Genomic DNA, 12,438 nt, shown 5'->3' with positions numbered 1-12,438 from the left:
TCATTTGCCGCCGCCGGCGATCTGGTCGCCGTCGCGGGTAAGATAGTAGGCTGCCAGGATCGGCAGGAAGGTGACAAGCACGACGACCATGGCGACGACATTGGTCACGGGTCGTTGGCGCGGGCGAATGAGCTCCTCCAGCATCCAGATCGGCAAGGTCATCTGCTGGCCGCCGGTGAAGGTGGTGACGATGACCTCGTCAAAGGACAGAGCGAAGGCAAGCATGCCGCCGGCAAGCAGCGCCGTGCCGATGTTCGGCAGCACGACATGGCGAAAGGTCTGAAAGCCATCGGCGCCGAGATCCATCGATGCCTCGATGAGTGAACCGGAGGTGCGACGGAAGCGGGCGACGGCATTGTTATAAACAACCACAACGCAGAAGGTGGCATGGCCGAGAACGATCGTCCAGACCGAGAAGGGGATATCGAGCAGGCTGAAGGCAGAGCGCAGCGCAATACCGGTGATGATGCCGGGCAGCGCGATCGGCAAGATCACAAGCAGCGAGATCGCCTCGCGGCCGAAGAACTTCGTCTGGCTGACTGCGGCGGCGCAGAGCGTGCCGAGGATCAAGGCGATGATGGTGGCGATGATTGCGACCTGAACGGACAACGCCAGTGCTGACCAGACATCCGGCCTGTTCCAGGCAATGCCGAACCATTGCAGGGTCAAGTCCGGTGGCGGCCACTGATAGCTCTTTTCCTCCGTGGTGAAGGCGTAGACGAAGATCAGGAGGATCGGCAGATGCAGGAAGAGCAAGCCGCCGGCGGCTGCGATCTTCAGGGGGAAGGAGGCGCGTTGGCCACGATCAGAGCGCATTACTTTTCCCACCCAAATCGGGCAGTGCCATTAGACACTGCAACTGCGGTTTCATTTTCATATTCATTGAGTGTTTGGGTAAGTTGTTCTGAGGTAGGGCGTGGTAAACCATAGCGGCCACACATGAGATCGAATTGCGGCTTTAGCCTATCCTCAAGCTTGTGAGCGCGTTGCCGCACCTCCTGCAATTTGAATAGCAACAGCCATCCTCGATCGTCGCTTTTGAAGTAGACTATCTCGTCGCGAAAAAAATGATGAGCAAAGTAGTCCCTCTCTGCCTTCATTTTAGCGATTTCGCCAAAATCAGTAGCCAGCTCCGGGATGTCTCTTATAGTTTTAATTAAGTTTCCTAGAGAAAGCGATTTTGCCTTCTCATAGTTTCGGTCAAAAGCATCTTCCCACTCCGTTCGGCTACGAAGGGAATTATTTCGAATTGCTTTCCCCATCGCGTCAAAAACGGCAAAATTTATTAAGGAATGTTCGACCAGTGCGAACGTAAAAAATAGCAGGCCAAAGTGCGCGTAGAGTTCTTTTTCTATTATTATTGACGCATCCGCGAGTTCTGGAAACTCTTCGATAAGCTCAACAAACCTTGGATCAGAGCGCATCGAAAGCTCCCTGCTTTTTGGCGATCCAGAGATAGATGGCCATGATGACGATCGGCACGACCGAGAAGGCGGCGGCGAGCGGCACGTTGCCGGCGGTTCCCTGTTGTGCGTAGACGGCCTGGCCGATGAAGAGGCGCGAGGAGCCGATGATCTGCGGGATGATGTAATCGCCTAAGGTCAGCGAGAAGGTGAAGATGGAGCCGGCGACCACACCCGGCAAAGCGAGCGGCAGAAGTACCGTGCGGAAGGTCTGGTTTGGCGTCGCGCCGAGATCGGACGAGGCTTCGAGCAGGTTTGACGGCACGCGCTCGAGGGCGGCCTGCGTCGGCAGGATCATATAGGGCAGCCAGATATAGACGAAGACGAGGAAGGTGCCGATATAGCTCACCGACAGCGAGTTGCCGCCGATGATGGGCAGGGCAAGCACGCCGTCGAGCAGCCAGCCGAGATGCAGCTTGTCGAAGATCCAGGTGAGGATGCCCTCCTTGGCGAGGATCAGCTTCCAGGCATAGACCTTCACCAGATAGCTCGACCAGAGCGGCAGCATGATGCCGAGATAGAACAGCGCCTTCCATTTGCCCTGCGCATAGCGCGCCGCGTAATAGGCGATGGGAAAGGCGACGAAGGCGGAGGCGAAGGTGACGAGAGCGGCCATGACGACCGTGCGCACGATGATATCGAAATTGGCTGTGTTCAGCAGCTGCGCATAGGTCGAGAGGGTGAACTGGTAGTTCACCATTCCCGAGAAATCGTCGATCGAGAAGAAGCTCTGCAGCAGCAACGCGATCAGCGAGCCGATATAGATGATGCCGAGCCAGAGCAGCGGCGGCGTCAGCATCAGGAACAGCAGCAGCTTCGGGCGGCGCCAGAAGAGATCGGAAAGGCGGCCGAAGAAACCGCCGCGGCGCGGCAGGATCGAGGCCGGCGCCTGGCTCGACGAGGCGGGGAAGGCGGCGGCGTTCATGCGGCGTCGTCCATATAGTGGACATCTGCCGGCAGCCATGCGAGGCGGACGGATGTGCCTGAAACCGGAGCTAACTGCCCGGCGGGTACCGTCACATGCAGGCGGGTGCCATTTGTCTCCACCGAGAGGCGGGTGGCCGCGCCGAGGAAGCTCGTTGCCTTGACCGTCGCCGCGACGCCGCTCTCTTCGGTCAGGCGGATGGCCTCGGGGCGCAGGCTTGCCCAGCGCCGTTCGCCGCCAAGCGACGACATGGTTTCCGGGGCGATGACGTTGGAGGAGCCGACGAAGTCGGCGACGAAGCGTGTCTTTGGCCGCTGATAGATATCGTGTGGTGTGCCCTGCTGGACGATGCGGCCATCGTTGAAGACGGCGACGCGATCGGCCATGGACAGAGCCTCGCCCTGATCGTGGGTGACGAAGACGAAGGTGATGCCGAGCGCGCGCTGCAGGCTCTTCAATTCCTCCTGCATCTGCTCGCGCAGTTTGAGGTCGAGAGCGCCGAGTGGCTCATCAAGCAGCAGCACCTTGGGCTTGTTGACCAGCGCTCGGGCCAACGCCACGCGCTGGCGCTGGCCGCCGGAGAGCTGGCCGGGGCGGCGGGCGCCGTAGCCCGGCAGCTTCACCAACTCCAGCGCCTGTTCGGCGGCGCGCAGGCGCTCGACCTTGCCGACGCCTTTGACCATCAGACCATAGGCGACGTTGTCGAGGATATTGAGATGCGGAAACAGGGCGTAATCCTGGAAGACGGTGTTGACGTTGCGCCTATAGGGCGGGACGCCTTCGGCAGTCTCGCCGAAGATCTCGATATGGCCGCCGGTGGGCTGCTCGAAGCCGGCGATCAGCCTGAGGCAGGTGGTCTTGCCGGAACCGGAAGGGCCGAGCATGGCGAAGAATTCGCCGGGCGCGATTTCCAGATCGACGCGGTCCACAGCGCGGACCTGGCCGAAATGGCGCGACACCTGCTGGAAACGAACGGCGTTCATTGGTTTCTCCAGGGATATGCAGTGGTGTTTGATATCATGCCAGCCAAACCGACCAGGGCAAGTTTGCGGCGGAACCAACCCTCAAGGGGCCGGCGGGATCGCCGCTCCGCATTCGGAGCGGCGAAGGCCGATGCGGTTCGTTATCTGCCGCCGATCACGCCGATATAGTCGGAGACCCAGCGATGATAGGGCACACATTCGCTCTGGGTGCTGCATTTCGCGACAGGCGTCTTCCAGAAGCGGATTTTGTCGAAGTGGTCGTAGCCGTTGGTCGCGCAACCGCTGTCGGTCAGCAGCTCATTGCCCTTGCAGGCTGCGGGAACCGAGGGCACGGCACCGAACCAGGCGGCGGCATCGCCCTGGACCTTTGCCTGCAGTGAATGTTCCATCCACATATAGGCGCAGTTCGGATGCTCGCTGTCGGCATGCAGCATGGTGGTATCGGCCCAGCCCGTCGTTCCCTCATCCGGGAAGGTGGAGGCGATCTTCTGCTTGTCGGCCTGCAGGAGGTTGACCTGGAACGGCCAGGAGCCGGAGGCAACGACGCCTTCGTTCTTGAAGTCGTCGGTTTGGATCATCGCGTCATGCCAGTAGCGGCTGACGATCTTGCGCTGGCCGCGCAGCAGTTCCAGAGCCGCCTTGTACTGGTCTTCGTTGAGTTCGTAAGGGTCCTTGATACCCAGCTCCGGCTTGTGCGCCATGAGGTAGAGGGCAGCATCGGCAATATAGATCGGGCCGTCATAGGCCTGCACGCGGCCCTTGTTCGACTTGCCGTCGGGCAGGGTCATCTCTTCGAAAACGATGTTCCAGCTCTTCGGCGCCTGACCCTTGAAGGCATCGGTGTTGTACATCAGCACGTTCGGCCCCCAGAGATAGGGCACGCCATAGTGGACGCCGTTGACCGTGTGCCAAGGGGCATTCTTCAGGCGTTCGTCAAGGTTCTTCCAGCTCGGGATCAGATCGGTATTGATCGGCTGGACGCGCTTGCCGGCCACGAGACGCAGCGATGCGTCGCCGGAAGCGGTGACGAGATCGAAGCCGCCCTCGTTCATCAGGGCGACCATTTCGTCCGATGTTGCCGCGGTCTTGACGCTGACCTTGCAGCCGGTCTCCTTTTCGAAGCCCGTGACCCAATCGTAATTCTTGTCGCTTTCGCCGCGCTCGATATAGCCGGCCCATGCGACAATGCTGACGGCACCTTCACCCTTGCCGAGCGTCTTCAACGGCTCGGCAGCAATGATCTGCGTGGCGAAACTTAAGCATGCGAGTGCGGCCGTGCATGATTTCAGCAGATGCTTCATCGGACTCTCCCGGTTTTTGAGCCTTGATCGTGTGGAGCCAGTGGCTGGCTTCCTGTTCCCGGAAGAAAAGGTGACGCGATTTCGCCGTATTCGCAAATTCATTTATCAGAAAGACGATATCGGAAATTCCGATTCCTAACCTTATGTGCGGGCGAGATCGAAAACCTCTGGCCGCAGATTTCCAGCCAGCATGAGGTGTTGCAGCGTGTAGGAAATGGAAAGGGCATCATCGAGCGCATCATGGCCCTTAAGGGGTGGATGCTGCACGCCATAGTAGAGGGAAAGCTCGTTGCTTGGCGTCTTCGCCAGATCCTCGACAGGCATTCCCGCTGCCAGCAGAAGCTTGACGGCATTGTCGAAGCGGTGCGCCGGAATTGGGGGCTGGATACCGGCGACATAGCAGCTGATCGCCATCATGTTTAGCTCGTCCTTGCCCCACGACCAGAGGCGGGCACCATCCGAAAAACGATCCAGCCCGGTGAGCGCATCCTGCAAGGAAACACCCTCAGATCTTATGCTTTCCTCGGTGATGCCGGTGAGGGTGGTGAAGAATGGGTCGAGCTTATATTGATCGCCGAACCTGTCGATCGGGCGAACATAGGCCTTGTAGCTGTCCAGGATCGCGAAATCACCTTCGAGGCCGAGCCTGACGGCCCCGATTTGCGCGACGACCGGATCGGGATCATGGGCGGCACACCAGAGGCGGCGCTGCGATCCTTCGAGACAAAGGAATTCGCAGTCGAATATGATTGCGGTCTTCATGCTTCGCTCTCCATTTGCGGCAATCCTCGATTGTATTCGACTCGATTGGGGCGGAAGGGCGCTTTCTGCTATCGCTGCCGCCCCGAACGCATGCTTTCGGCGACGCCGACGAAGTCGCGGGCCGCCTGCGGCAGGCTCGATCCCTTGCGCCAGACCATGCCGACCTGTACCACAGGAAGCGAGCCGGAGACGTCGCGGCTTTCGATGCGGTCGCCTTCCAGCGACCAGGGACGATAGACGAGATCCGGCAGCAGCGCGACGCCGGCACCAGTCGCAACCAGGCTGCGCACCGCCTCCACCGATCGCGTGCGGAAGGCAACGTGTGGGCGGGCGCCAAGGGCGGTCAAAAGCTTGCCGGTGTTTTCCTCGATTTCGTCGATGGTCAGCATGATCAGCGGTTCGCGGCTGATGTCGGCGACGCTGATGATATCGGCCGAGACGAGCGGATGGCCCATCGGTAGCCAGAGGCGATAGGGCGAGGTCTCGAGAATCTCGGCCTGCAAGGCCATGCGGTCGCGCAGATTGGAAATGACCATGACGGCGACGTCGAGCTCACCACCAACCAGAAGATGTTCCAGATAGCCGCCATTGTCCTCTATGGCGCTGACTTCGACGCCGGGGCAGGCGCGGCGGTAACGTGCCAGAAGATCGGATAGCACATAGCCGGCGACGAGCGATGTCACGCCGATATTCAGCGTGCCGCCAGACTCATTTTGTTTGCCGGAAAAGCTGGTGCGGGCGTCGGAAACGGTTGCCAGGATCTTCGTTGCGTGGCGCAGGAACTGGTGGCCGTTATGGGTGATGGACAGCCCGCGCGGATGGCGGTCGAACAGCTCGACACCAAGGTCGCTTTCAAGTTCCTTGAGGGCTTCGGTCACAGAGGATTGCGAGATGGACAGGTTCTGCGCAGCGCGCGTCACCGAGCCCTGTTCCGCCACGGCGACGAAGTATTGCAGCTGTCTCAAGGTGAAGGCCATGCCAAGGTTAGAGCATGTTCGCGGCAGGGAAGGCAAGCGCCCGTCATAGGTGTGAAAGTTTGGACCTTTTTTGGTAACGATGTCTAGGACAGCACAACTTTCACCTCAGTTTTAAGTATTCCGAAACGCCAATTCCCTAACGTGAGGGTTGATCATTTTTGTCGGCTTGGAGTGGTCTATGCTGGAGCAGTTGGCGTGAGCGCCTTACTGCACATTTTCCGGATACCCCGGAAGTTTGTCGTCATGATCGGCGGAGTGGCCTTTCTCATAGGCTGCTCCGGCGTATTGGCGCTTTATATCGGTAAGGACAGGCTGCTCGGTCTCGCCTCCGCATCTCCCAACGGGCTTCAATGCACCGACGTCAATCTCGTCACGATCCGCAAGGACAACCGTTTCTGGGTTCGCAAATATATTCGCACCGAGCCGACCGATGGGCTGACGCGGGTCAGGACTGCGCTTCGGGTTGCCAAGGCTGTCTATCAGGAACAGAAACCGGATCTCGTTCAGGTTGTGGTTCTCGACAAGAATGGACCGACGCTGCGTTCCGATCTGCGCGGCCGGGCGCTTGGCGCCGACGTCGTCTATGTGGCTCATCCCGACAGGCTTGTCGATGGTAGCTCCGAGGCACCGCTGACGGCACGCTACTACGATGGCGGTGCGAGCAATGCCGGCCTGTTTTATGGCGAGCAGATCAACATGATGCCGCAGGATATCGATGCGGCGATCGCCGGGTTGAAGAATCTAACCGACTGCGACAATGCGCTGGCGGCAGACAATGGCGGCGACGCCAAGAAGGACAAGATGAAGGCGGCGATCGCCGCGGAAGAGAAGGCTGCCGCAAATCAGGCGGAGGTCCACGATGCCAAGCCGCAGTTGCCGGAACCGAAATCGACCGGCAATGTGCAGCCGGGCTATGATGCAAACGGTGATTTCATCGGAGCCGATGCGGGGACCAAGCGAAAAAGCCCGTCACCGGGATTGGATCCGACCATGACGGGCGCTGCCGACCGCCGCTCGCCCGTCACCAACTGATCAGGACCGGCTTTGCATCATCGGGCGGGAAGGCAAGGCCTCATTCCGCCAGATGCTTCTCGCCGATAGCTTGATAAAGCGCGAATAGCGCCTCATGAACTTCGCCCGCAAGGCGGTAGAAGTCGGGGTTCGCCAGGATTGCGGGGTGCTGCAGCAGCTGGTCGTCGGTCATGTCGAGCATGATCGACGCCGTGTGCATCGCCTCGTGGCAACCGAACGTTCCCGGCGCATATTGCGAGAGATCGACGTCGCCAAGCTCGGCAAGATCGGCCAGCCGCTGATGTTCGCTGTCGGCGTCTGCGGCCAATATCTCTTTATCCGTCATGATACGCACCTTTGGTGTTCGAAGGACCGGATCGGTCTCAATCCGCCTTGTTGCGGCGTGCCGGGAAGAGGATGATGTCGCGAATGGACGGCGAATTGGTCAACAGCATGATGAGGCGGTCCACACCGATGCCGAGACCGCCCGCCGGCGGCATGCCCTGATCGATCGCGTCGAGGAATTCCTCGTCGAGTTCCTTCTGCTTTTCGCCGCGCGCATGCGCCTGCTCGAGCTGCTCGACCATGCGGGCGCGCTGCTCTTCCGGATCGTTGAGTTCCGAGAAGGCGTTGCCGAGTTCCCAGGCGTTGCAATAGGTCTCGAAACGCTCGACGAGGCGCGGCTCGCCCGGCACTTCCTTGGCGAAGGGCGAGATGTCCTTCGGGAAATGCGTGACATGCGCCGGCTGGATCAGCGTGCCCTCGACCTTCTCTTCGAAGATGAAAGCGAGGCATTCGCCCCAGGTCGCATCCTTCTCGACGGCGAAGCCGGCCGCCTTGGAGGCAGCACGGGCTTCTTCGTCGGTCTTGATCGCCAGGAAATCGATGCCGGTCGCTTCCTTGACGGCGTCGGGCATCGGCACGCGGCGGAACGGACCCTTGAAAGAGATCTGCTTGTCGCCGAAGGCGAATTCCGTGCTGCCGTGGATCGACATGGCGAGCGTCGAGAACAACCGCTCGACGAGGTCCATGATGTCCTCGTAGTCGGCATAGGCCCAATAACACTCCATCATGGTGAATTCGGGATTGTGCCGGGTGGAGACGCCTTCGTTGCGGAAGTTGCGGTTGATCTCGAACACCTTGTCGGTGAGACCGGATACCAGCGTGCGCTTCAGGAACAGTTCCGGCGCGATGCGCAGGTACATGTCGAGCTTCAGCGTGTTGTGATGCGTCTTGAACGGCTCGGCGGTGGCGCCGCCATAGACCGAATGCAGCATCGGCGTCTCGACTTCCATGAAGCCGTCATTTTCCATGAAGCGGCGGATACCGGAGACGATGCGGCTGCGCTGCTGAAAGCGGAGCTTCGATTCCTCGTTGGTCATGATGTCGAGATGGCGCTTGCGGTAGCGCAGCTCGATGTCGGACAGGCCGTGCCACTTTTCCGGCATCGGCAGCAGAGACTTGGTCAGCATGGTGATCTGCTGTGCGTTGATGGTCAGTTCGCCACGCTTGGTGCGGCGAACGACGCCGGTGACGCCGATGATATCGCCGATGTCGATCATGGGCAGCAGGGCGCGGGCCTCTTCGCCGGTCACATCCTTGTGGCTGAAGATCTGGATCTTGGCCGAGGCGTCGTGGAGATCCATGAACATGCCGGAATTGCGCGAGGAGTAGACGCGGCCAGCAACGGTGACGACGTCGGCGGTCTCCGTATCCGGCTCCAGGCCCTCGTATTTCGCGGCCAGTTCGGCATTGGTCATGGTCCGGTGGAAATGCGCCGGATAGACGTCGCCGATCTGCTCGCGCAGCAGCTTCAGCTTCTGCGCGCGAACTTCCGTTGCGTCGGAGGAGAGGGTGGCGGTTTCGGTCTTGTCGTTCATGGTTCTACGTCCGGTTCAATTCTTCGGGCCGACGAGGGTCGCAACGGTCTGGGCCGCCAGTTTCAGCCGCTGGCGCACGACCGAGCGGCCGAGGATCGCCATGCTATCGAAAAGCGGCAGGGAGCGCGAGGAGCCCGATACGGCGACGAAAAGCGGGGCAACGATGACCTTCAGCTTCTTGCCCATGCGGTCGGCGATGGCGCGCAGCTCGGCTTCGATCGTCTCGACATTCCATTCGAGGATCTTTTCGAGATCGGGCTGTACCGTGTTCAGGATCTCAAGCAGTTCCTCAGGCGTCGACTTGATCCTGGCGAAAGCCGAGGGATCGAGATTGAGGTCGGACTTGAACAGGAAGCCGGTGAGATCTGGCAGTTCACCAAGTTTGGTGATACGCGACTGCGACAGCTTCAGGCCTTCCTGCAGGCGGCTGTTTTCCATTGCCCAAGTCAGAACGCGGTGCTGGAATTCTTCTTCCGAGAGCTTTTCGCGGATCCAGCGGCCGTTCAGCCAGTCCAGCTTCTGGATATCGAAGATCGCGCCGGCCTTGGAGAGGTTTTCCGGGTCGAACTTTGCGGCGAGCTCGTCCATGCTCAAAAGTTCTTCGCCTTCGGCGATCTGGATGAAGAACAGGCCGAGGAAGTTCATCAGCGCCTCGGGGATATAGCCGAGTGCCGTATAATAGGAGATCGATGTCGGGTTCTTGCGCTTCGACAGTTTCGACTTGTCGGCATTGCGCATCAGCGACAGGTGCATGAAAACAGGCGGTTCCCAGCCGAGATACTGATAGATCAGGATATGCTTCGGCACCGAGGCAAGCCACTCTTCGCCGCGCGCGACATGGGTGATCTTCATCAGATGATCGTCAACGACGTTTGCCATGTGATAGGTCGGCATGCCATCGGCCTTGAGCAGAACCTGCATGTCGACGGCGTCCCACGGGATTTCGACATCGCCGTAAACGCCGTCATGGAATTTGCACGAGCCTTCGGTCGGGATCTTCATGCGCACGACATGCGGCTCGCCGGCGGCAACGCGCGAGGTCACTTCCTCGGCCGACAGGTTCAGACAGTGGCCGTCATACTTCGGCGGCAGGCCGGCGGCACGCTGCGCCTCGCGCATCTTTTCCAGGCGCTCCGGCGTGCAGAAGCAGCGGAAGCCGTGACCAGCCGTGACGATCTGCTCGACGTAGGGCTTGTACATGTCCTTGCGGTCGCTCTGGCGATAGGGGCCGTAGGGGCCGCCGATATCCGGACCTTCGGACCATTTCAGGCCGCACCATTTCAGAGCGTCGAGAACCTTCGTCTCGAATTCCGGAGTGGAGCGGGTCGCGTCGGTATCCTCGATGCGCAGGATGAACTCGCCGCCGTGTTTCTTGGCGAAGAGATAGTTGAACAGCGCGATGTAAGCAGTGCCGACATGCGGCTCGCCGGTGGGGGAGGGTGCGATGCGGACGCGAACGCCTGAAGTGGTCATTTTGTTTGCCCGTCATAAAAGGCCGGGCCGCGCTCTGGATAAGCGCCGTCCAGCCGAAAATGTCTATCTGGATCAGGAAACCGGCCGGAAAAGGGCGTCTTGCCGCTTCTGTCAGCGTTTTCCGTATGGCTGGCCTTAGGCCATATTCAACGGGTGACGTCAAGGGAAACTGCGCCGCGAGAGCCGGCCGAGACACCGGGACGCCGTGCTGCATCGAAAAGAGCCGACCTTTCAAATTCACGAAGCATCTTTACTCTCCGTAAGGGTTTGGGGACAAAAGCCTTAAGCTTGCCGAATTTGATTTGCAATTTTCGCGGCAGTGGCGAAATAGGTCTTCAATCGTTCATCGCGAGGATACTATGAAGAAATTGATTTTGAGCTTGTTATTGACGGTCTCGATGGTCGACGCCGCCGCAGCCCAATCGACCATCACGCGCGACAGTTCCGCCCGTCTGATCGAGTCCTACCGCGCCTATATCGGCAACGACGATCTCTATAATTCCAAGGGCGAGCGCCTGACGGCGCCCTGGCAGATCATCCGCCAGGACCGCGCCAATTATCACGTCTATCGCCGCCGAGACCGTGGCGACCAGGGGGACAGCTTCTTCTCGCAGGCTTCCAATCGCCAGAATCTGGAAACCATGCTGGCCAACGGTAACATCGTCAACGGTGCCGGGAACCTCATCGTTCGCGGCAATGTCTGGATCAAAGTCGATATTTACGGACATGGCGACGTCGGCCAGTGGGTCGACATCCACGTCCAGGATTGATCAGTGTGATGAAAGCCGCATCTCATCAAAGGTGCGGCTTTCGCCATCAATGGCCGCCGGATGCCTTTTTCCGACGGTTGCGCGCCATCATGTTGAGCACTTCGACGAGGGCGGAGAAGGCCATGGCGGCGTAGATATAGCCCTTGGGAACATGCACGCCCATGCCTTCGGCGATCAGCGTCGTGCCGATCATCAGCAGGAAGGCCAGCGCCAGCATGACGATGCTCGGGTTCTTCTCGATGAAATTGGCGAGCGGGTTTGCTGCGACCAGCATGACCGTGACCGCAGCGATGACCGCGACGAACATGATCGGCAGGTGCGGCGTCATGCCGACGGCGGTGATGATGCTGTCGATCGAGAAGACCAGATCGAGCAGCAGGATCTGGCCGATGGCCGAGGCGAACGTAGAGGTCGTCGACTTGGCGATGAAATCCTCGCCCTGTTCCTGTGGATCGACATTGTGATGGATTTCCTTCGTCGCCTTCCAGACGAGGAAGAGGCCGCCGCCGATCAGGATCATGTCCTTCCAGGAGAAGCCCTGGCCGAAAAGTTCGAAGACGGGTTGGGTGAGCTGCACGATCCAGGCGACGGTGCCGAGCAAGGCAAGACGCATGACGAGGGCGAGACCGATGCCGATCTTGCGAGCCCTGTCGCGATGTTCCGGCGGCAGCTTGTTGGTGAGGATCGAGATAAAGATGAGGTTGTCGATGCCGAGGACCACCTCCATGACGACAAGCGTGATGAGCGCCACCCACGCGCCCGGGTCCTGTATCAGCCCCATAATATCCATTGACGATGCCCTCTTTGATCAGCATTCGCCGATGCTGACCCCCAGCCCGGCCTCTCCAGAATGGCCGTAATGTAAGGAGCGCCGTGGTTCGTACAAGCGCCGC

Annotated in this window: 13 protein-coding genes; 2 read left to right on the top strand and 11 right to left on the bottom strand. The window is 59.8% G+C overall.

Annotated elements, in window-relative coordinates; all coding sequences use genetic code 11:
• From ABOK31_RS13295 to ABOK31_RS13265, 7 genes are all read right to left on the bottom strand, one after another.
• Positions 1-816 carry an ABC transporter permease gene (locus tag ABOK31_RS13295; RefSeq protein ID WP_349956337.1) on the bottom strand — a complete coding sequence of 272 codons (816 nt, stop codon included), beginning with the start codon at positions 814-816 and terminating at the stop codon, positions 1-3.
• Positions 816-1,424 carry a hypothetical protein gene (locus ABOK31_RS13290; protein ID WP_349956336.1) on the bottom strand — a complete coding sequence of 203 codons (609 nt, stop codon included), beginning with the start codon at positions 1,422-1,424 and terminating at the stop codon, positions 816-818. Before ABOK31_RS13290 ends, ABOK31_RS13295 begins: the two co-directional genes overlap by 1 nt.
• Positions 1,414-2,388 carry an ABC transporter permease gene (locus ABOK31_RS13285; protein ID WP_349956335.1) on the bottom strand — a complete coding sequence of 325 codons (975 nt, stop codon included), beginning with the start codon at positions 2,386-2,388 and terminating at the stop codon, positions 1,414-1,416. The genes ABOK31_RS13290 and ABOK31_RS13285 overlap by 11 nt, the downstream gene beginning before the upstream one ends.
• On the bottom strand, positions 2,385-3,371 hold the full coding sequence (locus ABOK31_RS13280) for an ABC transporter ATP-binding protein (RefSeq protein WP_174177011.1): 987 nt from the start codon (positions 3,369-3,371) through the stop codon (positions 2,385-2,387). The genes ABOK31_RS13285 and ABOK31_RS13280 overlap by 4 nt, the downstream gene beginning before the upstream one ends.
• Positions 3,372-3,511: 140 nt before the next feature.
• Positions 3,512-4,672, bottom strand: coding sequence for an ABC transporter substrate-binding protein (locus ABOK31_RS13275; RefSeq protein WP_349956334.1), 1,161 nt, complete (start codon positions 4,670-4,672; stop codon positions 3,512-3,514).
• A gap of 141 nt (positions 4,673-4,813) precedes the next feature.
• Positions 4,814-5,434: a 3'-5' exonuclease gene (locus ABOK31_RS13270; protein ID WP_349956333.1), complete on the bottom strand. Its 621-nt coding sequence runs from the start codon at positions 5,432-5,434 to the stop codon at positions 4,814-4,816.
• A gap of 68 nt (positions 5,435-5,502) precedes the next feature.
• A complete protein-coding gene (locus ABOK31_RS13265; protein WP_174177005.1) occupies positions 5,503-6,411 on the bottom strand; it encodes a LysR substrate-binding domain-containing protein in 909 nt (302 codons plus the stop codon).
• Between the two features lie 195 nt (positions 6,412-6,606).
• On the opposite strand from ABOK31_RS13265, the gene ABOK31_RS13260 reads away from it, so the two are divergent.
• Complete coding sequence (locus ABOK31_RS13260) at positions 6,607-7,443, top strand: hypothetical protein (RefSeq protein ID WP_349956332.1); 837 nt, start codon at positions 6,607-6,609, stop codon at positions 7,441-7,443.
• A 40-nt stretch (positions 7,444-7,483) separates the two neighbouring features.
• Here ABOK31_RS13260 and ABOK31_RS13255 read toward each other — a convergent pair whose 3' ends face one another.
• From ABOK31_RS13255 to gltX, 3 genes are read right to left on the bottom strand one after another with little or no spacing between them, the layout of a single operon-like run.
• Positions 7,484-7,768: a hypothetical protein gene (locus tag ABOK31_RS13255; protein ID WP_349956331.1), complete on the bottom strand. Its 285-nt coding sequence runs from the start codon at positions 7,766-7,768 to the stop codon at positions 7,484-7,486.
• Between the two features lie 37 nt (positions 7,769-7,805).
• On the bottom strand, positions 7,806-9,302 hold the full coding sequence (lysS, locus tag ABOK31_RS13250; RefSeq protein ID WP_349956330.1) for a lysine--tRNA ligase: 1,497 nt from the start codon (positions 9,300-9,302) through the stop codon (positions 7,806-7,808).
• A gap of 15 nt (positions 9,303-9,317) precedes the next feature.
• Entirely contained in the window at positions 9,318-10,775 is a 1,458-nt protein-coding gene (gltX, locus tag ABOK31_RS13245) for a glutamate--tRNA ligase (protein ID WP_349956329.1), read from the bottom strand.
• Between the two features lie 359 nt (positions 10,776-11,134).
• Here gltX and ABOK31_RS13240 point away from each other — a divergent pair, with 359 nt between their 5' ends.
• Positions 11,135-11,545 (top strand): hypothetical protein, encoded by a 411-nt coding sequence (locus ABOK31_RS13240; protein WP_174176996.1) that lies wholly within the window; start codon positions 11,135-11,137, stop codon positions 11,543-11,545.
• 46 nt (positions 11,546-11,591) lie between these two features.
• On the opposite strand, the gene ABOK31_RS13235 is transcribed toward ABOK31_RS13240, so the two are convergent.
• Complete coding sequence (locus ABOK31_RS13235; protein ID WP_349956328.1) at positions 11,592-12,335, bottom strand: TerC family protein; 744 nt, start codon at positions 12,333-12,335, stop codon at positions 11,592-11,594.
• Positions 12,336-12,438 lie beyond the last annotated feature (103 nt).

This window comes from Rhizobium sp. ZPR4, assembly GCF_040215725.1.
GTDB classification, from domain to species: domain Bacteria; phylum Pseudomonadota; class Alphaproteobacteria; order Rhizobiales; family Rhizobiaceae; genus Rhizobium; species Rhizobium rhizogenes_D.
This window is presented reverse-complemented; position numbering and strand designations above follow the sequence as displayed.